This is a genomic window from Actinokineospora alba (assembly GCF_004362515.1).
Classification (GTDB): Bacteria; Actinomycetota; Actinomycetes; order Mycobacteriales; family Pseudonocardiaceae; genus Actinokineospora; species Actinokineospora alba.
Window position 1 is genome coordinate 4,936,276 of the sequence record NZ_SNXU01000001.1, and the last position, 22,937, is coordinate 4,959,212.

Below are 22,937 nucleotides of genomic sequence, written 5' to 3' on the forward strand. Positions count from 1 at the left end.
CCGATCGTTTCATTGAGCTTGTCTGGATCTTGTGTCAGCCTGTGGCGGAGATCCCGCGTCCACGTTTGCCGTAACCTCGATCTTGTCGAATGCTTCAAGGAGGCATGGTGTCGGAATTAGACATTCCCGGGTTGGACGTGTCCAGTAGGGTGCGCGCTCGCGATATCCAGATGGCCGCGGTCGCCGATGTGCGCAGGCGCGTCCTGATGATCTCGGGGGCGGTGGACGCGCTCGACCACGACGTGGCGATGAGTCTCTACCTGCCCGAGCCCGGGCGCTGGCAGGTGATCAAGTCCGAGACCAACCTCACCGACCAGACCTGGGTCGCCATGCAGGTCACCTGCGACGACGACACTCACTTCATCGACGGCGAGGACGGCATGATCATGTCCCGCCAGTTCGCCCGCACCTTCCTGACGCCCGACCAGCGTCGGCTCACCTTCCACGACGGCGAGGTGCGCCCCGGCGAGTCGATGCTCAAGGTCTTCGATCTCGAATGCACCACCCGCAGGCCCACGTACGCGCACGCCCGCTACAGCGCCTCGCCGACCGACAGCCCCGAGCAGACCGCTGAGGCGGTGCGCAGGCTCGTCGCCGACGGGATCGCGCAGCGACCGGTCATCGAGATGATCGTCCCGGTCACCGTCATCGGCTGATCTCGCGACGTTTCGACACAGGCGGAGCCGGGTCACCCGGCTTCGCTTTCGCGTCCATCCCAGGCGAGGCCCAGATGATGAAGTTCATGCCCGAGCCGCACCTGCTGGAGTCGCCGAGAGGTCGGGAGTGGCCGCACCCCTTGGTATCGCGGTCGGCAGCCACGGGTCCGCTGCCCGTCCGCGCCGACGTGGTCATCGTGGGCGCGGGCCCGGCCGGACTGGCGGTGGCGTCCGCGCTGTGGCACCTCGGTGTGTCCGATGTGGTCCTGCTCGACCGCGACGGCAGGCCGTGTCAGCGGTTCTTCGACCGGATCGACACCCTCGGGCAGCGTGTCCTGCGTTCGCCTTACGAGCATCACCCCGGTGTCGAGGGCTACCGCGACTGTGAACTGCTCGACTTCGCCCGGCTGCACTGGTCCCGGCTCACTCCCGTGGAGCGCAGGGAGATCCGCATGGCGCAGGCCGGGCACCGATCCGTTGTCCCGGTGGACGTCTTCGAGGCGTACAGCCGCCACATCGCCGCCGTGCACGGAGTGACCGCGCGGACCTGGTGCGCCGACGTGCACGAGGTACGGCCCGGTCGGACAGGTCTGGCCGTGCACACCGACCATGGCCGTGTCAACGCGCGCTTCACCGTGCTGTGCCTCGGCGAGGAACGCCGCGCCGCACCCGCCGCCTGGTCGGGCGGAGTGGGCTACTGGGACGAGCCCGTGCCCGCCTCCGCCCGGTCGGTCGTCGTGGTCGGTGCCGGGCTGAGTGCCGCGCACGTCATCGCGAACTCCTTGGCCCGCGGCCTGACTGTGCGCTGGGTGCTCCGCGAGAACGAGGAGCGCTACCAGTGCGCTGACGTCAACGCCTCCTTCTTCCGCCCGGAAGGCCGTGCCCGTTTCGACCACTCGTCCTGGTCGGACCGGCTCACCCTCATGGGCCGCCACCGTCGTGCTTCGGTCATGTTCGAGTTCCAGCCCCTCCTGCGCGCCGCGGAAGCCGACGGCAGGCTGACCGTGCACCGCGGGCACGCCGTGGTGGACGCCCGCCCGGGCGCTGTGCGACTCGCCGACGGCAACACCGTGCACGGGGACCACGTTGTCCTCGCCATCGGCACCACGCCGTCCACCGGCGAGGGCCTGCTGCCCGCCGACATCGTGCGCGCCCGCGACGGTTGGCCTGACCTGGACGAACGCACCCTCGCCTACCGCGCGGACCCCCGCGTGCTCGCCGTCGGCGCCGCCGCCTGCATGGTGCTCGGACCCGCCGCCCGCAACATCGACGGCCACCGGGTCGCCACCGCCCGGGTCGCCGCCACCATCGCCGCCCGAATCGGCGTGACCGTGCCGACCGCGATGGAGGTCGCAGCCCTTGTCTGACACCAGCTTCGACCTGCCCGCCCTCGACGACCCGGCGTCCACCGAAACCGGGATCATGCTGCTCGGGCTCGACCCGGACCGGCTGCTGGCCTGCTTGGCCGTGGTCACCCTCGCCGACGACGCCGGTCAGGTCGCCATGCTCGTCGACCACGTCCGCCACGGCGGTGCCGAGCTGACCATGCCCGACCTGGTCGCCGCGGGCGCCCGCCGGTGGCGTTCGATCCGCCCGGAACTCGCCGACGCCGACCCCAGCCCGTCGACGTCCGCGTCGCTCCGCCAGGCATGGGAGCGCAGCCACCGCACTCTCACCACCGTCTTCAGCACGGTCGGCCCGGCCGGGGTGGTCTACCTGACGGCCTGCTGGCTGCGCCGCGCCGACATCGACAACCTGGTCGCCACTCTGGGAGGAACCCCGTGACCTTCTTGCCGTCGCTGCCCGAGAACGCCGTCCTGTTCGACGTGTTCAAGGCCTACCCCGACACCGCCCGCCCGATCATCGAGTACCACGAGACGGTGATGCGCGGCCCGTCCCCGTTCAGCCTGGCCGAACGTGAGCTGATCGCCGCTTACGTCTCGGGGGTCAACAACTGCGCGTACTGCCACGGCGTGCACACAGCCACCGCCGAGGCTCACGGTGTCGAACCGGGATTGCTGGGAGCCGCGCTCGCCGACCTCGACAGCGCCCGGGTGGACCCGCGACTGCTGCCCGTGCTGCGGTACGTCGGCAAACTCACCCAGACCCCGTCCGCGATGACCCCGGCCGACGCCGAGGCCGTCTACGCCGCGGGCTGGGATGAGTCCGCACTGCACAGCGCCGTCCTCGTGTGCGCGTTGTTCAACTTCATGAACCGCATGGTCGAGGGCTTGGGCGTGAGCGCGGACGCGAGCTACTTCTCCGTGTCGGCGAAGCGTCTGCATGACATCGGATATGTGGGGCTGGCCAAATTGATCCCACCGGCGGCCGCCTGATCGGCCATTTGGACCGCGACACTCGATGTATTCAACGAAACGAGTACCAGGCTTGTGGCTGAGTGCTCGTTAACGTCGCAAACCGCCGCATCGAATCCCATGGTCCGGGAATCCGACTGACAGTAGCCGAGGGGTCACGCGATTCGATGCCGGTGGAAATACGAAACCCGTGAACCGGAACGCGCCATCCCGGCCCTGATCGCAAGTCGCTGACGTCACCTCGTCCGACGTGCGTTTGCCGGCTATCTGGGCGCCTGCGGGGTTTCTTGGACGGTCTCGGGCTCGGCGGCCGACTCCTTCTCGAGGTCGACGCCGAACTCGCGTACCAGCATGGTGTAGATGGGGTTCGGATCGGTCTGCAGCATCGTTTCTTCCTGCCCTTTCGCGGGGTGTCCGGATCGGAGTTACCCGCTCTGTTCGTATTCACACCCCTTCTCGTTCCGAGCGGACGTTACGTAATGGTCTAGGGGCAGTCGATTGCTTTGACGAGATCGAGATATCCCTCACTCGCGTGCCAGAGGGCGTCGGCGACCGGTTCGAGCTTGCCGGGCTTCCAGCGGCGGTCGGCGTAGTGGGCGGTCCGGGAGCTCAAGGCGCGCAGGCTGACAGCGAGGTCGTCGGCCAGTCGCTGAGCCATGGCGTCGGTGGACGGCTCGTCGACACGGACGTCGGCGGTGTCCCCGTCCCCGATCGCGTCGAGGGTCGACTCGGCGATCCCGTTGTCGAGATCCCAGATGAGCGCGGGCCGGCGAAGCACGTGGTTCCACACGGGAGCCCGCGCCGAACGCCACCGAACGGTGACCGGTGCGGTCTGCAGCTTCGCCGCGTTGGCCCAGTGCTGCGACCCGGACGGCTCGGTAAGCCACGCGACGTCATCGACCGGAAGGTCGACCACCAGCGCGACCGTCACGGCGTCGAGTTCGTCGACCGGCTCGAGGATCTCACCGGCCGCCCATAATTCGCGCACTCGGAGCGGGAAGATCGACTCCGGCCGGGTGGCCATGTCGGCGCACGTGTCGGCCACGGTCCTCAGATGGTGCAGCGCGCGGATCCGCTTCACTTTGCTCCCCTCGTGAAGTGCTGTGGGGAAGACGTTACGGGACGGCGCGGGGGCGGCACATCGGACTTCGGTCTGATGTGGACTAGTCCAATAGTCCTAGGACCTCGAAGGTCTGAAGTGGACTCAGCTGAAGATCGTGTTCGATGGGGCGTGTTCCTGGATCTCGTTATCCGTTATTAACTATCAAGATATCTGGTAGAGCGATGGGTTTGGGGGGTGGTGTGGAGGGGGCGCGAAGGGTGGCTGGGGTTTGAGGGGAAAGGGGAGTTAGACGGGAGTGGGGCAGGGCGCAGGGAGGCAGGAGGGTGCGGAGGTGGTGGACGCGGGAGGGAACGGGCGCGGGAGGAAGTGCGCGGGAGGGGGAGCGCCGGAGGGAGAGCGCGGGAGGAAGTGCGCGGGAGGGAGTGCGCGGGAGGGAGTGCGCGGGAGGGGGAGCGCCGGAGGGAGAGCGCGGGAGGAGGGGCGTGGGAGGAAGGGCAACGGAGGGAGCGCGTGGGGGAAGGGCGCCGGAGGAAGGGCGCGGGAGGAAGGACACGGGAGGGAGAGCGTGGGAGGAAGCGCATGGGGGAAGGGCGTGGGAGGAACGGCGTGGGGTGCGCGGGAGGGAGAGCGCGGGAGGGAGAGCGCCGGAGGAACGGCGCGGGAGGGAGAGCGCGGGAGAAATCGCGCGGGAGGAAGGTACGGGGCGGGGAGTGTGAGGGACTTGGGGGCGAAGTGGGTTCGAGGGCGGGTACGGCACGGGAGGGAGATGGGGGCCGGGCACAGGATGCGGTGAGGAACAAGGGGTGGCAAGAGACCTGGCGCGCGCTGTCGGAGGGAGGGGAGGGCTAGAGGCGGAGGAATCGGCGTAGGTGTTCGTTGGTTATGGCTGCCCTCAACTCCCCTGACGGGAGGGTTGTCGTGCGGTCGCCGAGAAGGGTGCGCAGGATCAGGGACGCCAACTCCGGGCCATATCGGTCCCAGTCGACGCGTAGGTCGATGTCGCCGAGTAGTTCGGTGATCAGTTCGGGGACGGAGCCGGTACCTGCCGCGTCGGCCGTTGGGGTTCTTGCGTCGAGGGTTTTGGTCAGGAGGGCTTGGGCGTCGATGATGCCCGCGCCCATTTCGTTGGTGTTCCAGCCTGGTGGGCGTCGGGCGGTGTCTCGGATGAGGCGCTGGAACAGGGCTTGTACGGTCTCGCCCCGGCCTCTTGCGCTGGCGATCACCCGGTCTCGCCCGTGGTGGGCCAGCCATAGGGCCGCGACGGCCGCGGTGAGGGCCACCGCGAGGCTCGTTCCCTGTCCTTGTCCCGAATCCCCGTCACCCGGGAACTGGGGGATGCGCGCCCGGTAGACGTTCTCGCCGGGGGCGGAGATGTCGACCGCCTTTCCCTTGCACGTCCCACGCCATGGGGTGTCGTCCGGGGTGGTGCCCGCCACGGCCACGCAGTTGTCGTAGCGGGCGGGCCATACGACTGTGCCCACACAGTTTCCCGCCGCCGCCATGACGATCACGTTTGCCGCCACCGCGCGGTTGATCGCCCGGTCCAAGGCGAACGACGGCAGACCGCCGAGGCTCATCGTGATCACGTGGGCTCCGTGGTCCGTCGCCCACACGACGGCTTTCGCGACCGACACCTGCGTCACCCGCACGACGCTCTCGATCGCACGGATCGCCATGTGTCGCACCCGAGGCGCCGCGCCGGTGACGACGTGGGTGTTGGGGGAGACGATGACGCTGGCCGTGGCGGTGCCGTGACCGGGGTTTCCGTCCGCCAGCGGATCGGTCGGGTCGTTGTCGTTGTCGACGAAGTCGTAGCCCTGGACGGCCAGGACACCGTCCAGCTCGCGGTGGCGGATGACGCCGGTGTCGGGTTGGCCGACGACGATTCCCTCGCCGCGCTCGGGCTTTCCCTGACTCCGCGAGTACTCCCATGCCTGCGGTGCCCGGATCGTCCACAGGGCCCACTCCGCGGCCAGGTTGGGATGCTCCGGGGACCAGCAGCCGGGCGGGAAATCCGCGCCGCGCACCGGGTCGGGTTCGGGGAACAAGGCGGTGGGCAGGTCGGGTTCGACGGCGAGGGCCCCGTAGTCGTCGGCCAGGGTGTAGGCGTCGCTGAAGGCGTCGGCGTCGGTGGCGAAGACGCGGTCGGGGAGGTCGATGATCAAGATGTCCGGGTCGTCGGCTGATAGGGGCTCGACTTGGGCGCCGCGTTCGGCGACGAGCCGCGCCGTGGTGACCGCGGGGTCCTGGTCAGGTCGCAACCGCATCGCGAAACGAGCCATGGTGCCTCCCAAGGACGACCCGCTCATCGTAGTCGATCAGTCACGCCAAGTGGCTGACGAGAAACGCCGTGGTGAAGCCGAAAGTGGCCACCACGCCGGTCGCGCTGCCGCCGTTCTCGAACGCCTCCGGCATCATCGTGTCGGCCAGCATGGTCAGGATGGCGCCCGCGGCGAACGCCTGGACGACCGCGACTGTCTCCGGTGACGCGCCGCCGAGGGTGGCAAAGCCGAGTCCGGCGGCCAGGGCGGAAACGGCGGCCACGCCCGCCCAGAGGCCGAGGATCCACCGGGCGGAGTGGCCCGCCTTGCGCAGCCCGGACGCGGCGGCCATCGACTCGGGGACGTTGGACAGGAACACCGCCGCCACCACGGCGGTGCCGACCGCGCCGCCGTCGAGGAGGGACACGCCGATCGCGGCGGACTCGGGGATGCCGTCGAGCAGCGAGCCGAGCACGATCGCGAGTGGGGCGCCGGAGCGCTGGCGGCCGTCCGACCGTTTGCGGTGTTCACCGCCGCGCCGGTCGATGACCAGGTCGCCGAGGAAGAACGCCGCCGAGCCCGCGGCCAGACCGGCCGCGAGGGCGAGCGCACCGCCGCCGCTGAACGCCTCCGCCGCCAGTTCGAAGGCCAGGGCACTGATCAGCACGCCGGAGCCGAAGGCCATGACCAGGGCGATGACCTTCGGCCGGGGATTGCCCACCAGGCCGACGATCGCGCCGACCACCAGCGCGAGGCCGCCCACCAGTCCCCACCACATGGCTTCCCACATGCGGCCCAGCCTGGCGGCAATCGACCTTGTTCGCACGCGCGGGGGATCGTCGCCGGGTACCCCTGACCGGTATTCTGGCTCTTCAACGACGACAAACGGGGAGTGCACGTGGCCGTCGACAGCAGTAACCGCGAGGCCTATCTGAAGCGACTGCGCCGGGTGGAGGGGCAGATCCGGGGCCTGCAGCGGATGGTCGAGGAAGACAAGTACTGCATCGACATCCTCACCCAGGTGTCCGCGGCGACCAAAGCCTTACAGGCGTTCTCCCTCGAACTGCTCGACGAGCACCTCGCCACCTGCGTGGTCGAGGCCGCGGCCGCGGGCGGCGACGAGGCCGCGGTGAAGGTCAAGGAGGCGTCGGACGCCATCGCCAGGCTGGTCCGATCCTAGGGGTACCCCGGTAGGGTATAGTCGTCGGTGTCCACGAAGGAGACACCGATGCACGGCTACAGCGGCGACAAAGACGACTACCTGAAGCGACTGCGCCGGATCGAAGGGCAGATCCGCGGCTTGCAGCGGATGGTCGAGGAAGACAAGTACTGCATCGACATCCTCACCCAGGTGTCGGCCGCGACCAAGGCGCTGCAGGCGGTCTCGCTCGGGCTGGTCGACCAGCACCTGCACCACTGCGTCGCCGAGGCGGTCGCCGAGGGCGGGCAGATCGCCGACGACAAGGTCCGCGAGGCCAGCGCCGCGATCGCGCGTCTCGTCCGGTCGTAGGGGCCGGTGTGAAGACCGCCCGCATTCTCGCCGCCTTCGCCGCCGCGTTGGTCCTGGTCGGCGGCGCGGCCTATGCGCTCGGTGTCGCGGTGGGGCCGGTGGACGTCGAGCAGCCCGGCCCGGAGGCGCCGCACGGCGACTCGGGTGGCCACGGGACCGCCGGTGACCATGCTGTCGCTTCGGCGCCGGTCGGGCTGTCCGCGTGGAGCGGCGGCTACGCCCTCGTGCCGACCACGACGACGCTCCCGGCGGGCGCCGCGCAGCCGTTCTCGTTCCGCGTCACCGGCCCCGGCGGCAGGACGGTCACCGACTTCGAGGTCGCGCACGAGAAGGAACTGCACCTCATCGTCGTGCGCCGCGACACCGCCGGCTACCAGCACGTCCACCCGGTACGCGCTGCCGACGGCATCTGGTCGGTCCCGCTCGAGCTGACCCAGCCCGGCAGCTACCGGGTCTTCGCCGATTTCGTCCCGCGTGGCGGATCCCCGCTGACCCTGGGCGTCGACGTGATGGTGCCGGGCGAGTTCCAGCCGATCGCACCGAAGGAGTCGTGGCTGGCCAAGGTCGACGGCTACGAGGTGCGCATCGGCGGCGACCTGATCGCCGGACACGCCTCGAAGCTGACCGCCACCGTCACCAAGGACGGTCGGCCGGTCGCTGATCTGCAGCCCTACCTGGGCGCCTACGGGCACATGGTGGCCCTGCGCGGTGGCGACCTCGCCTACCTGCATGTGCACGCCGAGACGGGCGCGCCCGGCCCGGAGGTGGCGTTTGTCGCGGAAGTCCCGTCCGAAGGCACCTACCGGGTGTTCCTGGACTTCAAGCACGGTGAGGTCGTGCGCACCGCCGAGTTCACGCTGACCACGTCGCCGGAGCACGGCGCCGACGGTCACACACACGGCTGAGAGGGCCCGACGTGACCACGAACCTGACCAGGACGGCCGAGATCGAACTCTCGATCGGCGGCATGACCTGCGCGTCGTGTGCGAACCGGATCGAGCGCAAGCTCAACAAGCTCGACGGTGTGACCGCGACGGTCAACTACGCGACCGAGAAGGCGAACGTCACCTACGCCGAGGGCATCGACCCGGGCACGCTCGTGGCCCAGGTCGAAGCCGCCGGGTACACGGCGAAACTTCCCACCAAGGAGGAGCCCGAGGTCGAGGAGCGCGACCCGCTGCGGGACCGGCTGGTCGGCTCGGCCGTCCTCGCGGTGCCGGTGGTCGCGATGGCCATGGCGCCCGCGCTGCAGTTCACCTACTGGCAGTGGGTGTCGCTGGCCCTGGCGTCCCCGGTGATCGTGTGGGGCGCGTGGCCGTTCCACCGCGCGGCCTGGATGAACCTGCGCCACGGCGCCGCGACCATGGACACCCTGGTGTCGATCGGCACGCTGGCCGCGTACCTGTGGTCGCTCTACGCGTTGCTGCTCGGCTCGGCGGGCGTGCCCGGCATGACGCACCCGTTCGAGCTGACCATCGCGCGCGGGTCCGGTGAGGCCATCTACCTGGAGGTGGCCGCGGGCGTCACCACGTTCATCCTGGCCGGCCGGTACTTCGAGTCCCGCGCCAAGCGACGGGCCGGTGCCGCGCTGCGGGCGCTCCTCGACCTGGGCGCGAAAGACGTCGCCGTGCTGCGTGACGGTGTCGAGACGCGGGTGCCGGTCGGGCAGCTGACCGTCGGCGACCGGTTTGTTGTACGGCCAGGGGAGAAGGTCGCGACCGACGGCGTGGTCGACGAAGGCACGTCGGCGATCGACGCGAGCATGATGACCGGCGAATCGGTGCCGGTGGAGGTCGGTCCGGGCGCGGCCGTTGTCGGCGGGACAGTGAACGTCGGCGGCAGGGTGGTCGTCGTGGCCAAGAACGTAGGCGAGCAGACGCAGCTGGCCCGGATGGCGCGGATGGTCGAGCAGGCGCAGACCGGGAAGGCCGAGGTCCAGCGGCTCGCCGACCGGGTCTCGGCGGTGTTCGTCCCGGTCGTGATCGCGCTGGCCGTCGGCACGCTGATGTTCTGGCTGGGCGCCGGGGCATCGACGTCCGCGGCGTTCACCGCGGCGGTGGCCGTGCTCATCATCGCCTGCCCGTGCGCGCTTGGGCTGGCCACGCCGACGGCGCTGCTCGTCGGCACCGGACGTGGCGCGCAGCTGGGCATTCTGATCAAGGGGCCGGAGGTGCTGGAGTCGACCCGGCGGGTGGACACGGTGGTGCTGGACAAGACCGGCACGGTGACCACCGGTCAGATGTCCCTTGTGGACGTTCAGCTCGCCGAGGGCGAGGACGTCGAGACCGTGCTGCGGCTGGCGGGCGCGGTGGAGGACGGGTCGGAGCATCCCATCGCCCGGGCGATCGTGAAGGCCGCGCGCGACAAGGTCGGCGATTTGCCCGCGGTCACGGGCTTCTCGGCCATCGAAGGTCGGGGTGTGCGTGCCAAGGTGTCCGGCGAGGTGGTGACTGTTGGCCGGATGCTTGACCAGGGCTTGCCCAGCGAGCTGGTGACGGCCAAGGCGGAGGCCGAGGAGCGTGGCCACACGGCGGCCGTCGTGGCTTGGGGAGGCCGGGCGCGTGCGTTGCTTGTCGTGGCCGACACGGTGAAGCCGACTTCGGCTGAAGCGGTGAAGCTGTTGCGGGCGTTGGGATTGTCGCCGGTGCTGCTGACCGGGGACAACTCGGCTGTCGCGCGGTCTGTGGCTGCTGAGGTGGGGATCAGCGAGGTGATCGCTGAGGTGTTGCCTGAGGAGAAGGTCGAGGTCATCGCTCGGTTGCAGCGGTCTGGCAAGGTTGTGGCGATGGTGGGTGATGGGGTCAACGATGCCGCTGCGCTTGCTACGGCGGATCTTGGGTTGGCTATGGGGACTGGGACGGATGTGGCGATCGAGGCTGGGGATCTGACGCTGGTTCGTGGGGATCTGCGGGCTGCTGCGGATGCGATTCGGTTGTCTCGGCGGACTTTGCGGACTATCAAGGGGAATCTGTTTTGGGCGTTCGCTTATAACGTGGCTGCGTTGCCGTTGGCCGCTGCTGGGTTGTTGAATCCGATGTTGGCTGGTGCGGCGATGGCTGCTAGTTCGGTGTTCGTTGTGACCAATAGCTTGCGGTTGCGGGGGTTTCGCTGATTGTCGTTGTTGGTGCCTGTTTGGGTGGAGTGGTTTCTTTGGGGCCCCTACGAAGAAAGGCCCCGTCGTGGAAGAGCGGGTGGGAAGCCTTCGGCCCCACGACCACGCAAGTTTTGGGGGCCTTTCTTCTCCCCCAAAGAAACCACTCCACCCAAACAGGCCGTTGCGTTGGGCCGTTGCGTTCGCGGGGCGTTCAATTTTCCGGCTGCTCGGGGACGATCAGGACCGGGCGGTGGGCGGTGCGGCTCAGGCCTGCGCCCACCGAGCCGCGGGTGACCCGTACGGGGGTCCAGTGTTTGTGGTGGCCTACCACGATCATCAATGCGTCGTGCTCGTCTGCCGCTGTCTTGAGTGTCGGGACTGGTTCGCCCACCTGGACCGCGTAGGTCCACCGTCCTATATGGGTTTCCAGGGCCCGCTCGATGTTTCCGCGTAGTTCGGTGAGGGCGGCTTCGGCGTGTTGTTCCCAGTCCGCCGAGTCCGGGTCGACCGGGTAGTCGCGCAGGTCGATCGCGTGCACCACATGCAGGTCCGTGCCCAGTTTCGTGGCGAGGTCGGCGGCGACCGCCAGGACTTTGAAGCTCAGGTCCCGGTGGTCGACGCCGACCACGAGTGCGGTCATGGTTTTCGGGCGATCACGATGTCGCGGATGATTGCCTGGTCGACTCGGTGTTCGAAGGCGCGGTACGGGCCGTCGTCGAGGGGGTCCAAGCCCGCGTGGGCGAGGATTTCGAGGGTGTCGGCCCTGGGGGCGACGTTGGTGTTCACCGCGATCCCGATGGACCCGCCCGGCCTCAGCAGCTTGGCCCAGGCGGGGGTGGCCTCGCGGAGCAGTTCCAGTGGGGTGCGCTGGAGCGTCTGGCCCGCGCGGCTGCCGTGCTGCACACCATAAGGGGCGTCGGTGACGATCAGGTCGACGCTCTCGGGGCGGTGGAAGTCGCGGGCTCGGGTGGTGTCGGCGTTGACGTAGGTCAGCGACAGCGCGTCGCCCGCCTTGTAGCTTTCCTTGCTCAGGCCGATGGACGCCTGCAGTTTGCGGCCCAGGTGCTGCTTGTCCCGCCGCACCTTGACGACCTCGGCGTGGTGCTTGATCCGCTTGCGCTTGAGCCAGGTCTGCAGGAACGCCGCGTACGCCTCGAAGTCCTTCTGGTCGAGGTCGATGCCCGCGGCGTCGTAGCCGTACATGATCGCCTGGTTGAGCGTGGTGCCGCGCCCGCACATCGGGTCCAGCACGGTCAGCCGGTGCTCGAGCATGTCGCGGGCCCGCGCCGACGACATGAGGGTGACGTTGAGCAGCAGCTTGGTGAACAGCTCGTTCGTCTTGCCCTGGTACTTCAGGATGGTGATCAGGTCACTGTCGAACGCGTCGAGGCGGTGCAGGTGCACCGGCTCGAGCAGCTTGCCGTCGAGTCGGAACAGCGCGTACATCGACGACAGGTTCGCGAGGTAGGCGATGTCCGTCTCGTCGAGCGCGTCGGCGCTGAAGGTGACGTAGGGGACTCCGGCGAGTTCGGTGCGGGCGATGTCGCCGATGCGACCGTCCACGACGGACTGGTTGAACACCTCGAGTTCGGCCACGGTGAGCGCGACCGACGAATCGGCGTACACACGGTTCGTCGAGGGCAGGATGAGGAGTGCGTAGTCGGCCATGTCTCCCGCACGGTCACTAGGATTGTCAACCCACTGATCCTAGAGCTTCCCGCATAGGTCAGCCGACCGATGTCTCGCGATCATGTTCGGGAGACCGTTGAGGGGCAGTCGCCACTTCGACGTTGGAGCCCGCCATGACCCTGCACCCGCTGCCCACCTCGAAAGACTCTGCCGATACCCACGACGAGTGGAACCTGCGGGCGCGGGGCGAGACACCGACGCAGCGGCTGGACCGCAACTACGGGGAGCTGCTGCAGGAAGTCCGGGTCGCGCAGACCGGTGTGCAGTTCCTGCTGGCGTTCCTGCTCGCGCTGGCGTTCACGCCGAGGTTCGCCGACATCACCGAGTTCCAGCGGTGGACCTATGTGGTCAGCCTGATCATGGGCGCGGCCGCGACCGCGCTGCTGATCGCGCCCGCGCCCTTCCACCGGCTGGTCTTCCAGCGCAGGCTCAAGCGCAAGCTGGTCCGCGCGACGAGCTGGTTCACCCTGTCCGGGCTGTGCTTCCTGATGCTGGCGCTCGGCTCGTCGATGATGCTGATTCTCGACGTGGTGCTCGGCACCGGACCGGCGCTGTGGATCTCCGGCGGAATCATGGCCTGGTTCATGACCTGGTGGATCGCGGTGCCACTGTGGAACCGGCACCGCTTCGGACACCGGCTGGTGCTGTCCCGTCAGCCCGACTCGCGGTAGCGGCCCGCGGCCTCGCGGGCGATGTCGATCCGCGAGGCCACGCCCAGCTTGGCCAGGATGTGCGAGACGTGGGTGCCGACCGTCCGCTTGGAGAGCACGAGACGAGCGGCGATGCGCGGGTTGCTGAGGCCTTCCGCGACCAGGCCCGCGATGCGGGACTCGGTGGGCGTGAGACTGTCCCACCCGGACGTGGCCTGCCGGTGCTTGACCCGTGGGCCACGGCGGATGCCATGGGCGTGCAACTCCGAACGCAGCCGCCCCGCGTCCCAACGGGCGCCCAGGGTCTCGTAGAGATCGTCGGCGCGGGTGAAGGCGGCCCGCGCGGAGCCGACGTCGCCGCGTTCGGCGAACTCCACCGCGGCGGCGTGCATCGCCTGCGCGCGGGGGAGCGGTCGGCCCGCCTCGGCGAAGTGTTCGGCGGCGAGCAGCAGCGTGGCGGGATCGTGGTCGAGGAGCCCGCGACAGAGCAGGGCGCCGCCGACGCGGTGTGGGATGTCGCTGTGCTCGGCGAGCTTCTCGGCGAGCCCGGTGACGTAGCAGGCGACCCCGCGGTCGCCCGCCCGCACGGCGAGACGAACCGCCTCGGGAAGCAGTTCCTCCATCTCCTCGAGTTCCTCGGCGCCGTCGCCCAGGCAGGTGAGCAGCCCGGCGAGGGCGTCGTCGGGGGCATCGCGGTGCTCGGCGTCGAGCGCGCGGGCCAGAGCCAGGGAGCCGACGACGCGGTTGCCGATGCGCGCGGCGTTGGGTTCGGCGGCGCGCAGGTGGTCGCGGGCGGCGTCCGGGTCGCCGCGGTGCAGGGCGATGACGGCGGCGATGCCGTGGTCGCAGCACGCGACCCCGGGGTCCTTGACCTCCTCGGCGACAGCGGCGACCTCGGCGAGCGCGTCGCCCCAGCGGCCGACGTCGAAGAGCAGTTCGCTCAGCGCGCTCTGCGCCTGGGCGAGGCGGACCAGGCTGCCGGTGTCGTCGGCGAGGCGGCGGACCTGGTCGGCGGCGGCGAGGGCCTCGTCGTAGCGGTCCAGGTCGCCGAGCGCCACGGCGCGGTTGATCTGCAGCAGCAGCCGCAGGTCGGTCAGCGCGGGGTCGGCGCCGGTCACGGCGAGGGCGCGGTCGAACAGCGGCAGCGCGGCGGTGACATCGCCGCGCATCATCGTGACGATGATCAGCACGTGCAGCGCCCAGCCGGTGGACCAGCGGTCGTCGGCCTCGGTCGCGGCGGCGAGGGCTTCGGCCGCGACCGCACCCGCGACGTCGACTTCGCCGAGGTCGCGATGGGCGCGCGCGGTCAGCACGAGCAGCCGTGCGCGGTGCCGGGCGGACAGGTCCGGGCTGGTGAGCGCGACGCCGAGCGCGGCGAGCGACTCGGCTGACCGGCCCGCCATGGCCCGGCACTGCGCGAGCGTCCAATGCAGATCGGAGACCAGGTCCGGGTCGGTGGTGGCGTCGAGCGCGCGGGTGGCGACCTGTTCGGCGCGGACGGTGTCACCGGTGCGGCAGAGGGCTTCGGCCAGTCGGCACGCCAAGGCGCCGGTGTGGCTTTCGGCGCGGTCGAGCAGGTCGATCGCGACCGCGGGAGCCTGGGCGATGAGCTCCGGCGCGGCGTCGGCGAGCCAGGTGGTGGCCCAGTCGTCGAGCCGTGCGCCGCCCGCGCGGAGAAACTGCTTCGCGACGCGGTGCACGGGCGCGCCTGCCGCGGCCAGGGCCCGCGCGGCGTCGCGGTGCCACGCGGCGCGGACCGGGGCGGGCAGTTCGTCGTAGAGGGCACCGCGGATCAGCGGGTGGCGGAAGGCCAGGTTGGTGCCGGACTCCCGGAGCACCCCGGCCGCGCGGGCCTCCTCGAGGTCGTCGACCAGCGCGGTGAAACGCTCACCGAGGACGGTCGCGACGTCGGCGAGGTCGAATTCGACGCCGAGCAGCGCCGCCGCGCGCAGCACGGTGCGGACCCGCTCAGGCAGGAAGTCGAGCCGGTGGGCGATGGCGGCCGCGAGGGTCGCCGGGGTGTGGTCGGTGGTCACGTCGGCGTGCCCGTCGACCCGGGTCAGCGCTTCCCCGCGACTGAGGGCGTCGACGAGTTCGGTGACGTACAAGGGATTTCCGGCCGCGCCGTCGGCCAGGGCGCGGAGCGCGACCCCGGGGGCGGCGCCCGCGAGCGAGTGCACGAGGTCGGTCACCGCGCTGTCGGACAGCTTTCCCACCCGCAGCACGCCGCTCGCGCCGACCGCGCGGCGCAGGGCGAGCAGTTCGGCTCGACGCGGGACTTGGCGGGTGATCCCGATCAGCAGCAGCGGCAGCTCGTGGGTCGAGCGGGCGAGCCTGCACCACAGGGCGACGGTGGCCCGGTCGGCCCACTGCAGGTCGTCGACGACAAGGACGACCGGTTCGGCCGCACAGGCGTCGTCGACGAGCGCGAGGAGCTGTTCGGTGGCGGCGGTGACCGGGTCGCCCGTCCCGGTCTCACCACGCAACAGCCGCGCGATGGCGGCGCGGCGCGGGCTGTCGCCTTCGCGGACCCGCAGCGCGTCGAGCAAGGGCAGCAGTGGGAGGGCCTGGCCCAGTTCGTCGCCCGCGCCCCAGAACACCTGGCACCCCGCGCGCGCCGCCCGCGCCGTGGCGACGCGCAGCAGGGTGGTCTTGCCGATGCCGGGTTCGCCCTCGATGAGCACGGCCCGGCCGTCGCCTCGGCGCACGCCGTCGACCCAGCCGTCGAGACGGCTCAGTTCGGCGTCGCGACCGACGAACGGGTCCATCCGACAACGATAGGGACGTGAACTATCAGTGAACAACCGTGTACGCACCGGTTAAGCCGGATGGACCAGGGGAGCGTCCATCCGACGCCCGCTCGGCATTGGCCGTCGATTCACTCTGCGTTGTCCGGGTCGTAGATCACCACTGTCAGGCTCGTCGCCGATCAACCTTTCGCGCACAGCGTTCACGTCCGACGAAATGCCCGGAATCCTGGCTTCTGACGGAGGAATCATGCGGATCAGGCGATCGGTCGCCGCGTTCATGCTGCTGGCGGCGAGCGCCCTGGGGGCGCTTGTCGTCGCGGGTACGGCCAACGCGGACGACCCGGAGATGACCCACAACCAGATCGAGATGACTCATAACGGCACGGACATGACGCACAACTAGTCCGGCACAACAAAAGCGCCCCCGTGCCCGGGGGCGCTTTTCGTTGTCTCAGTCCTCTTGGTCCGCGACGAGCTTTCCGCCCTCCAGGAACGTCTTCAGGGCGGAGAGGATCATGATCCAGCCGCCGCTGGTGCCTTCCAACATCTTGCTGTCCGGGGTGTCGAAGCCGTCGTGGGTGATGGTGAGCTTCATGCCCATCATCGGGATCTCGGCGGGCTCGATGTCGAAGCTGACCTTCGAGCGCTCCTTGACCGCCTCCGCGAACTCTTCGTCGGAGTCGAACAGGTCCCGGTGCATCGGCTGCAGCGTGTGCCAGGTGTAGGCGAGCCGCTTGCCGGGGACGGCTTCGAGGACCTGCTGGTCCATGTCCTCGTACTCGCCGTCCGGCGCGGACTTCCACAGGACCGGCGAGCCGACCTTCCAGTCCGACTTCGGCCCGGTGCCGCCCATGTAGATCTTGATGAACGCCGGGTCGGTGAGCGCGCGGTACAGCTTGTCCGCGGTGGTCTGGATGTAGGTGACGTAGACGAACTCGGGTTTGCTCATCGGTGGTCCTTCCAGGACGTGCTTGAGGTGGGACAGCGCGGCCATGCGGTCGCGTTCGTACTTCCCGATCCACCGGTCGGCGATCTCGTGGATGGGCACGGGATTGAGGTAGTGCAGCTTTTCGCGGCCGTGCTTGACGGTGCTGACGAGCGAGGCGGCCTCGAGCACCGCGAGGTGCTTGCTCACCGCCTGCCTGCTCATCCCCAGGCCCTCGCTCAGCTCGCGCAGGCTCAGCCCGTTGTCGGCGTTGAGCCGGTCGAGCAGCTGTCTGCGGTTCGCGTCGGCGAGGGCTTTGAACACTGCGTCCATGACCGCCCCCTTCGCGGCCATGATAGGCAACCAAACGGTTGCCTGTCTACTGGGCGACGACCGCCAGGAGCCTGCCGGTCGTGGTGGTCTGGGAGGCGAAGTCCGCGCTGGTCAGATGGTCGACGAGGGCGTCGCGCATGGCATCGATCCGGGCCGGGTCCGGTGGTTCGAAGAACAGGTGAAGCCGCCCGCCAGGGGAGAGGAGCCGCCGGATGACGGCCAGTTCGACCGCTGCGGGACGCACCCAGAAGACGTTGACGTCGACTGCGAACACGGTGTCGAACGGGTCGAACTCGGCGGGGTCGAGCTCGCCGAGCGCGGCGGTGACGAAGCGCGCTGTGCCCGCCGCCACCGACTCGACGTTGCGCGTGGTCGCGGCCGTGATCGCGGTCGCGGACCGGTCGACGCCGACGTAGCGGCCGGTGCCCAGCCGCTCGCACACCATCGTCGCCGCGACCCCGCGGCCGCAGCCGATCTCCAGGATCCGGTCGGTGGGCCGCACGTCGATGGCGGCCACGGCGGACCGCAGGCGCTGCGGCGGTCTGGTGCTCACGGCGACTCCCTCGGCCGGGAACTGGCGGGTCCTCCTGAACGACCACTCGGGTATACGCGACACCGGCAGGCGGTGCTTGACGATCACCCGCGCTTCTCGGAAGGCTCCACCCATGGCACACCGCACCAGCCGCGTCGTCGGCGTCCTGTTCAGCGTGATCGCCGCGACGCTGGTGGCCACCGCGACACCCGCGCTGGCACACAACTCGCTCAAGTCGAGCGACCCCAAAGCCGACTCGGTTCTCGACGCCGCGCCCGCGGCGGTCACGCTGACCTTCACCGAGGAACTCACGCCCGGGCAGACGACGCTCACCGTCACCGGTCCGGACGGTGCGCCCGCCTCCGGTGACGCCGCGGTGGCGGGTGCGACGGTCAGCGTGCCGTTCAAGCCGACCGTGCCCGGCGCCTACAAGGTCGCGTACAAGGTCACCGGACACGACGGCGACGCCACGTCCAACAGCCTCACTTTCACCCTCAGCGCCGCCGCCGTCCCCACCACGACCACCGCGGCGCCGACCACCACCACCGAGGCGCCGACGTCCACCGCGCCGATGACCACCGCTGCCCGACCTGAATCCGACGTGGTCGACTCCGACACGCAGTGGTGGCCGGTCGCCGCCGGGGTACTGGCCCTGGTCGCGCTCGGCGTCCTCCTGGCTTTCCGACGCAAGCGCACCGAGTAGCGCACGATGCGCGATGCGCGGGTCGTGGCGGGCGGGCAGGGTTGACGGTGTGGAGCCCTCCATCTCGCGCAGCACGCCCGTCGCCGCCAGTGCGGAAGACGTCTGGTCCCTGGTCAGCGACCTGCCACGGATGGGGGAGTTCAGCCCCGAGAACATCGGCGGCTACTGGGTCGACTGCTCCGGCCCGGCGGTGGGCGCCAAGTTCCGCGGCACCAACCGCAACGGTGCCAAGCAGTGGTCGACCAAGGCCACGGTCGTCGAGTGTGTGCCCGGCAGGCTGCTGACCTTCGACGTGCACTCGCCCATCGGCGTCCGGGTGTCGCGATGGTCCTACGTGATCGAGCCGACCGACACCGGCTGTGTGCTGACCGAGAACTGGTACCGGGTGGGCAACTGGTTCGTCCGGCGCTTCCTCGGGCCCAAGGTCACCGGGCGGCAGGACCGGCCCGGCTTCAACGTCGAGTCGATCGAGCACACGCTCGCCGCCGTGAAGGCGTACGCGGAGCGTTGATCAGGCCTGCGGCAGATATTCGGGGCTGCGGCCGCCGCCGAGGCGGTATCCACAGTGGACGAGTACCAGCTCGCAGAACATCGAATTGGCCCAGGAGAACCACTCGCGGGTGAACCTCGTCGGGTCGTCGACGTGGAAACTCTCGTGCATCATCCCGGTGCCGCCGGTGGTGTCGAGCAGCAGTGCGATGATCTCCGCTTGTTCTTCGGCGGTGGCGGCCGTCAAACCCTGCACGGCCAACGCGATCGGCCACACATGGTTGCGCGGCGTGTGCGGGCTGCCGATGCCTTTCGCCGCGGTGCCTTGGAAGTAGTACTGGTTGCGCGGGCTGAGCAGGAACTTCCGCGTCGCCTGGTAGACCGGGTCGTCCACGTCGACACAGCCCAGGTAGGGCAGCGACAACAGGCTCGGCACGTTGGCGTCGTCGAGCAGGGCGCTGCCGCCGAAGCCGTCGACCTCGTAGGCGAAGATCTCTGTGCCGCCCGGTCCCTCGACGGAGGCGTGGTCGGCCAGGCCGTCGCTCATCTCCCGGTGCAGGCGGTCGGCGTCGGCGGCGAGGGTGTCGTCGTGGAGCAATTCGCGGGCGATCTCCGCGAGTTGCCGCATCGCCTGCGCGGCGTAGAAGTTGCCGGGCACGTTGAACCCGGCCTCGCACGCGTCGTCGCTGGGCCGGAACGCGCTCCACACCATGCCGGTGGGCCGGGTCAGCCTGCCCTTCCCGTGCCGGTTCAGCGTGTTGCGGCCGCTCGCGAACCGCCCGCCGCGGCGGAACGTGTAGCTCGACCGGTGTTCGTGGTCCTGCTCGGTCGTGAAGGTTTGCACGATCCGCGCGGCCGCGACCCGGAACGTCGCCTCGCACCAGTCGGTGCTGCCCGCGGACTTCCACAGGGTGTAGGCGAAATCGATGCCGTAGGTCAGCGAGTCGATCTCCCACTTGCGCTCCCACACGATGGGGTCCATCGGGGTGCGGTCGGAGTGGTGGCCATGGCCGTTGGGTTCGAGGTTGAACGCGTTGGCGTACGGGTCGATCGAGATGTAGCGCCAGTGCCGCAACAACAGCCCGTTGAGGAGGCCGAGCAGCTCCGGGGCGTCGTCGAGCAGGTACAGCAGCGGCTTGAGCTGGGCGGCGGAGTCGCGCAGCCACATGGCGGGGATGTCGCCGGTGATGACGAACGTGGTCCCGTCGGGCTGCTCGGACACCGTCGTCTCCGCGGTGTTGCGCAGGAACCGCGTGACCGCGTCGGCGATCTCCGCCCGGCCCGTGACCTCGGTGATCCGGGCGGAGACCTTGCCGAGCAGTTCAGCCCTCAGCTGCGCCACGGCGGCCTCCCGGTGATCGGATCCATCACCCGATCTTGCCACCGAACCGGCCGGGGCCACCCGATGATCAAGACTTGGCGGTCTCCCACAGGCCCATGACGTTGCCTTCGGGGTCGGTGAAGTACGCCGCGAAGCCCATGTCGGCGACCGGCTGCTTCTCGACCGCGGTCTTGCCGCCCAGCTCGCCGATCTTCTTCAGGGCGTCGTCGATGCTCTCGACGTCGATGACGATGACCGGCGCCTTGAACGCCCGCTCGGCGTCGCGCGGGGCCATGCCCCCGTTGATGTATCCCGATTCGGTCGGACCCTGGTCGGAGGTGGGGCCCGAGGAGACGATCGTGTAGTCCATCCCAGGGAACTCCTCGACCTTCCAGCCGAAGGCCTCCTGGTAGAACGCCTTGGCCCGGTCCGCGTCGTCGAACGGGACCTCGAAGTGCACTACTCGGCCGGTCATATCCGTCCCTCCTCACGAAGTTTCGTACCGGTCGACGCTAGTAGGGGACGCGAAAGGGGGCGAGCCGAACGGCCCGCCCCCTTTTCGTCGGTCATCGGATCAGGAAGTCGCCCACTTGCTCTGGCACGCCTTCAGGTCGGCTTTGACCTGCTGGCCGCGGTCCACGATCACCGGCACGGTCTCCAGGACCTTGCCGTTCTTCTCGCAGGTCAGCGTCCAGTTCTCGATCAGGCCGCCCGCCGTGTGCTCCTCGCCGTCGAACAGCGACGCCGTGAGCGTCCACGTCGGCGTGATCGACGCGAAGTTGACCACGCGCAGGACGTAGGTGCCCTGAACCGGGTTGGTCAGCAGCACGCGCTCCTTGACGCCGACGGAACCCTCGGACTTGCCGACCTGGCTGAGCGAGCCGTCCGCTCCGCGCAGGAAGACCTGCAGGTCGAGGTCGTCCGGGGTGGGCCAGTCGAGCTTCACCTCGAAGGCGTCGGCCGGGCGGTCGACCACGAACGTCTTGTCGGTCTGCGCGAGCGGAAGGGTCGTGCCGGTGAAGACCTCCCGCTTGAGTGGCGTCGAGTTGAGCAGGCGGTACTGCTTGGCCTGCACGACCGGGCGGGTCGACGGGTTGACATGCCAGGTGTAGCGGCCGTCCGGGCCGACCACCATCGACGTGTTCAACCGGTCCGGGATATGGCCCGACCAGGTGGGCGTCGCGAACTCCTTGCGCAGGCGAAGCGTGGCCCCCGCGGGCGCCTTACCGGCGATGACGGAGTGGGTCGCGGTGTCGACGGCGTTGGTGAGCGCGATCAGGTAGGCCTCACGGTTGCCTTTGCCCGCGTAGGCGCCCGCGCCCAGGTACTCGTCGATGACCTTGGGGAACGGCGGGTGGAACTCGTCCGGGCCGATCTCGAAGGTGTAGCCGAAGCCGCCGGTGGCGTTGTACGACCAGTCCTCCGTGGTGCCCGTGGTGTCGTAGAGCTCCCAGCCGTGCTGGTTCTTGTACCCGTTCTGCGCGGCCATGTTCGCGCCGAGTGCCTTCAGCGCCGCCTCGTCCGGAGCGTCGCCGACCGGGATGCCGCCGGGTCCGATGGTGTCGGGGTGCACGCCGTTGGGCCGCAGGACCAGGTTGGAGAACGTGTGGTTGGTGATCAGCGTCGTGACCTGGCGGCCGCTCACCAGTTCCCGGATGTTCTGCGTCTCCGGCTCGCTGAACGGGCCCGCGCCGCGGTAGGTCGGGTCGGCGAACAGGTCGGAGGCGCCCGGTCCGCCCCAGAAGCCGCCGTAGTTGCGGTTCGGGTCGACGCCGATGCCGAAGCCGCCGGGGCTCGTGGCGCCCGCGAGGGCGCACGTGCCGTCCGGGGTGTCCACGCCGTCGATCACGCGGCAGTTCTTGCGCTTGTAGGCGTTGCCCGGGGTGCCGAGGATGGCGGCGGTGCCGCCGTTGTCGGCTTCGCGCAGGTCGATGAGGGCGCCGTCGGTGCGGGAGCGGTCGAACCCGTCGACGTTGACGACGGGCACGACGAGCACCCGCGCCTTGTCGAGCAGCGCGGTGACGCGCGCGTCCTGGCCGTAGTTCTTCACCAGGTCGTAGGCGAACTCGATCGTGTGCTCACCCGACGGCCACTCACGGGCGTGGTGCACGCCCATGATCGCGAACACCGGCCTGCCGTCCTCGGCTGCGCGCACGTCGCGGCCGATCTCGATGCCCCGCACGGTGTTCCCGTCGAGGGACTTGTGCGGCAGGTCGAAGGGCTTGACCAGGTCGGGGCGCAGGCCGGCCAGGGCGGCCATGTCGCTGTTGTACTCGGCGAGCGTGCGGTAGTTGTCCCGGCCGCTGGGCAGCGGGGACACGGCGGTGGCGTCGGCGTAGGCCTTGTTCGCCGCGTTGACCTGGGCCTCGCGGGCGACCATGTCGGGGATGCGCACCTGCCAGGTCAGCCCGGCCCGCCGCAGGGCGTCGGCGTCGGCGGCGGTGTGCAGGACGACCTCGACGTAGTCGTGGCCCGCGTGTTCGGTGAGGTCGAGGCCAAGCCGGGTGAGCAGGGTCTTGTGGGCCCGGGTCGGGGTGTCCACAGTGACCAGTTGGGTGGGGAAGACGCTGATGTCCGCACCCGCGGGCGCGACGGTGAACGCGATGGCGCTCGCCGCGACGGCCAATACGGACATCCGTTGGAACC

24 protein-coding genes are annotated in these 22,937 nt (G+C 69.6%); 12 read left to right on the forward strand and 12 right to left on the reverse strand.

Features of this window, described 5'->3' with window-relative positions:
* Window positions 1-104: 104 nt before the first annotated feature.
* From C8E96_RS22780 to C8E96_RS22795, 4 genes are all read left to right on the forward strand, one after another.
* A complete protein-coding gene (locus C8E96_RS22780) occupies window positions 105-656 on the forward strand; it encodes a DUF6423 family protein (RefSeq protein WP_228770192.1) in 552 nt (183 codons plus the stop codon).
* A gap of 74 nt (window positions 657-730) precedes the next feature.
* Entirely contained in the window at window positions 731-2,023 is a 1,293-nt protein-coding gene (locus C8E96_RS22785) for an FAD-dependent monooxygenase (RefSeq protein ID WP_091382287.1), read from the forward strand.
* Window positions 2,016-2,441 carry a DUF6187 family protein gene (locus tag C8E96_RS22790; RefSeq protein WP_091382284.1) on the forward strand — a complete coding sequence of 142 codons (426 nt, stop codon included), beginning with the start codon at window positions 2,016-2,018 and terminating at the stop codon, window positions 2,439-2,441. Before C8E96_RS22785 ends, C8E96_RS22790 begins: the two co-directional genes overlap by 8 nt.
* A complete protein-coding gene (locus C8E96_RS22795; protein WP_091382280.1) occupies window positions 2,438-2,992 on the forward strand; it encodes a carboxymuconolactone decarboxylase family protein in 555 nt (184 codons plus the stop codon). The genes C8E96_RS22790 and C8E96_RS22795 overlap by 4 nt, the downstream gene beginning before the upstream one ends.
* A gap of 242 nt (window positions 2,993-3,234) precedes the next feature.
* Here C8E96_RS22795 and C8E96_RS34415 read toward each other — a convergent pair whose 3' ends face one another.
* From C8E96_RS34415 to C8E96_RS22810, 4 genes are all read right to left on the reverse strand, one after another.
* A complete protein-coding gene (locus C8E96_RS34415; RefSeq protein ID WP_267463835.1) occupies window positions 3,235-3,357 on the reverse strand; it encodes a hypothetical protein in 123 nt (40 codons plus the stop codon).
* 98 nt (window positions 3,358-3,455) lie between these two features.
* Window positions 3,456-4,052, reverse strand: coding sequence for a DUF7711 family protein (locus tag C8E96_RS22800; protein WP_091382277.1), 597 nt, complete (start codon window positions 4,050-4,052; stop codon window positions 3,456-3,458).
* Between the two features lie 827 nt (window positions 4,053-4,879).
* Window positions 4,880-6,316, reverse strand: a complete 1,437-nt coding sequence (locus C8E96_RS22805) for a S8 family serine peptidase (protein WP_166658080.1) — start codon at window positions 6,314-6,316, stop codon at window positions 4,880-4,882.
* Window positions 6,317-6,356: 40 nt separating this feature from the next.
* The gene (locus C8E96_RS22810) at window positions 6,357-7,085 is read right to left on the reverse strand and encodes a ZIP family metal transporter (RefSeq protein ID WP_091382269.1); all 729 of its coding nucleotides are present in this window, start codon (window positions 7,083-7,085) and stop codon (window positions 6,357-6,359) included.
* 108 nt (window positions 7,086-7,193) lie between these two features.
* On the opposite strand from C8E96_RS22810, the gene C8E96_RS22815 reads away from it, so the two are divergent.
* Genes C8E96_RS22815 through C8E96_RS22830 form a run of 4 tightly spaced genes read left to right on the forward strand, consistent with a single transcriptional unit; the run spans window position 7,194 to window position 10,917 of the window.
* Complete coding sequence (locus C8E96_RS22815; protein WP_091382500.1) at window positions 7,194-7,475, forward strand: metal-sensitive transcriptional regulator; 282 nt, start codon at window positions 7,194-7,196, stop codon at window positions 7,473-7,475.
* A 48-nt stretch (window positions 7,476-7,523) separates the two neighbouring features.
* Window positions 7,524-7,805 (forward strand): metal-sensitive transcriptional regulator, encoded by a 282-nt coding sequence (locus C8E96_RS22820; protein WP_091382265.1) that lies wholly within the window; start codon window positions 7,524-7,526, stop codon window positions 7,803-7,805.
* 8 nt (window positions 7,806-7,813) lie between these two features.
* On the forward strand, window positions 7,814-8,710 hold the full coding sequence (locus C8E96_RS22825; RefSeq protein WP_091382260.1) for a hypothetical protein: 897 nt from the start codon (window positions 7,814-7,816) through the stop codon (window positions 8,708-8,710).
* Window positions 8,711-8,721: 11 nt separating this feature from the next.
* A complete protein-coding gene (locus C8E96_RS22830; protein WP_267463836.1) occupies window positions 8,722-10,917 on the forward strand; it encodes a heavy metal translocating P-type ATPase in 2,196 nt (731 codons plus the stop codon).
* Window positions 10,918-11,110: 193 nt separating this feature from the next.
* Here the strand turns inward: C8E96_RS22830 and C8E96_RS22835 are convergent, their stop codons facing one another.
* Window positions 11,111-11,539 carry a universal stress protein gene (locus C8E96_RS22835; protein ID WP_091382256.1) on the reverse strand — a complete coding sequence of 143 codons (429 nt, stop codon included), beginning with the start codon at window positions 11,537-11,539 and terminating at the stop codon, window positions 11,111-11,113.
* Entirely contained in the window at window positions 11,536-12,567 is a 1,032-nt protein-coding gene (locus tag C8E96_RS22840) for a TRM11 family SAM-dependent methyltransferase (RefSeq protein WP_091382253.1), read from the reverse strand. The genes C8E96_RS22835 and C8E96_RS22840 overlap by 4 nt, the downstream gene beginning before the upstream one ends.
* Before the next feature lie 134 nt (window positions 12,568-12,701).
* On the opposite strand from C8E96_RS22840, the gene C8E96_RS22845 reads away from it, so the two are divergent.
* Complete coding sequence (locus C8E96_RS22845; protein WP_091382250.1) at window positions 12,702-13,259, forward strand: DUF6328 family protein; 558 nt, start codon at window positions 12,702-12,704, stop codon at window positions 13,257-13,259.
* On the opposite strand, the gene C8E96_RS22850 is transcribed toward C8E96_RS22845, so the two are convergent.
* Window positions 13,241-16,006, reverse strand: coding sequence for a helix-turn-helix transcriptional regulator (locus C8E96_RS22850; RefSeq protein WP_091382247.1), 2,766 nt, complete (start codon window positions 16,004-16,006; stop codon window positions 13,241-13,243). The two genes, C8E96_RS22845 and C8E96_RS22850, sit on opposite strands and share 19 nt — an antisense overlap.
* 229 nt (window positions 16,007-16,235) lie before the next feature.
* Here C8E96_RS22850 and C8E96_RS33475 point away from each other — a divergent pair, with 229 nt between their 5' ends.
* Window positions 16,236-16,391, forward strand: a complete 156-nt coding sequence (locus C8E96_RS33475; protein ID WP_166658081.1) for a hypothetical protein — start codon at window positions 16,236-16,238, stop codon at window positions 16,389-16,391.
* A 48-nt stretch (window positions 16,392-16,439) separates the two neighbouring features.
* Here the strand turns inward: C8E96_RS33475 and C8E96_RS22855 are convergent, their stop codons facing one another.
* Window positions 16,440-17,246 (reverse strand): ArsR/SmtB family transcription factor, encoded by an 807-nt coding sequence (locus C8E96_RS22855; protein WP_091382495.1) that lies wholly within the window; start codon window positions 17,244-17,246, stop codon window positions 16,440-16,442.
* 46 nt (window positions 17,247-17,292) lie between these two features.
* Window positions 17,293-17,799, reverse strand: a complete 507-nt coding sequence (locus C8E96_RS22860) for a class I SAM-dependent methyltransferase (protein WP_166658082.1) — start codon at window positions 17,797-17,799, stop codon at window positions 17,293-17,295.
* 112 nt (window positions 17,800-17,911) lie between these two features.
* Between C8E96_RS22860 and C8E96_RS22865 the strand changes: the two genes are divergently transcribed.
* Complete coding sequence (locus C8E96_RS22865) at window positions 17,912-18,481, forward strand: copper resistance CopC family protein (protein WP_166658083.1); 570 nt, start codon at window positions 17,912-17,914, stop codon at window positions 18,479-18,481.
* Window positions 18,482-18,530: 49 nt separating this feature from the next.
* Window positions 18,531-18,992 (forward strand): SRPBCC family protein, encoded by a 462-nt coding sequence (locus tag C8E96_RS22870; RefSeq protein ID WP_166658084.1) that lies wholly within the window; start codon window positions 18,531-18,533, stop codon window positions 18,990-18,992.
* Here C8E96_RS22870 and C8E96_RS22875 read toward each other — a convergent pair whose 3' ends face one another.
* From C8E96_RS22875 to C8E96_RS22885, 3 genes are all read right to left on the reverse strand, one after another.
* Entirely contained in the window at window positions 18,993-20,312 is a 1,320-nt protein-coding gene (locus C8E96_RS22875) for a glycoside hydrolase family 125 protein (RefSeq protein WP_228770191.1), read from the reverse strand.
* 67 nt (window positions 20,313-20,379) lie between these two features.
* Window positions 20,380-20,766 (reverse strand): VOC family protein, encoded by a 387-nt coding sequence (locus tag C8E96_RS22880; RefSeq protein ID WP_091382235.1) that lies wholly within the window; start codon window positions 20,764-20,766, stop codon window positions 20,380-20,382.
* A 99-nt stretch (window positions 20,767-20,865) separates the two neighbouring features.
* Window positions 20,866-22,926 carry a M14 family zinc carboxypeptidase gene (locus tag C8E96_RS22885; RefSeq protein WP_091382231.1) on the reverse strand — a complete coding sequence of 687 codons (2,061 nt, stop codon included), beginning with the start codon at window positions 22,924-22,926 and terminating at the stop codon, window positions 20,866-20,868.
* Window positions 22,927-22,937: the final 11 nt, after the last annotated feature.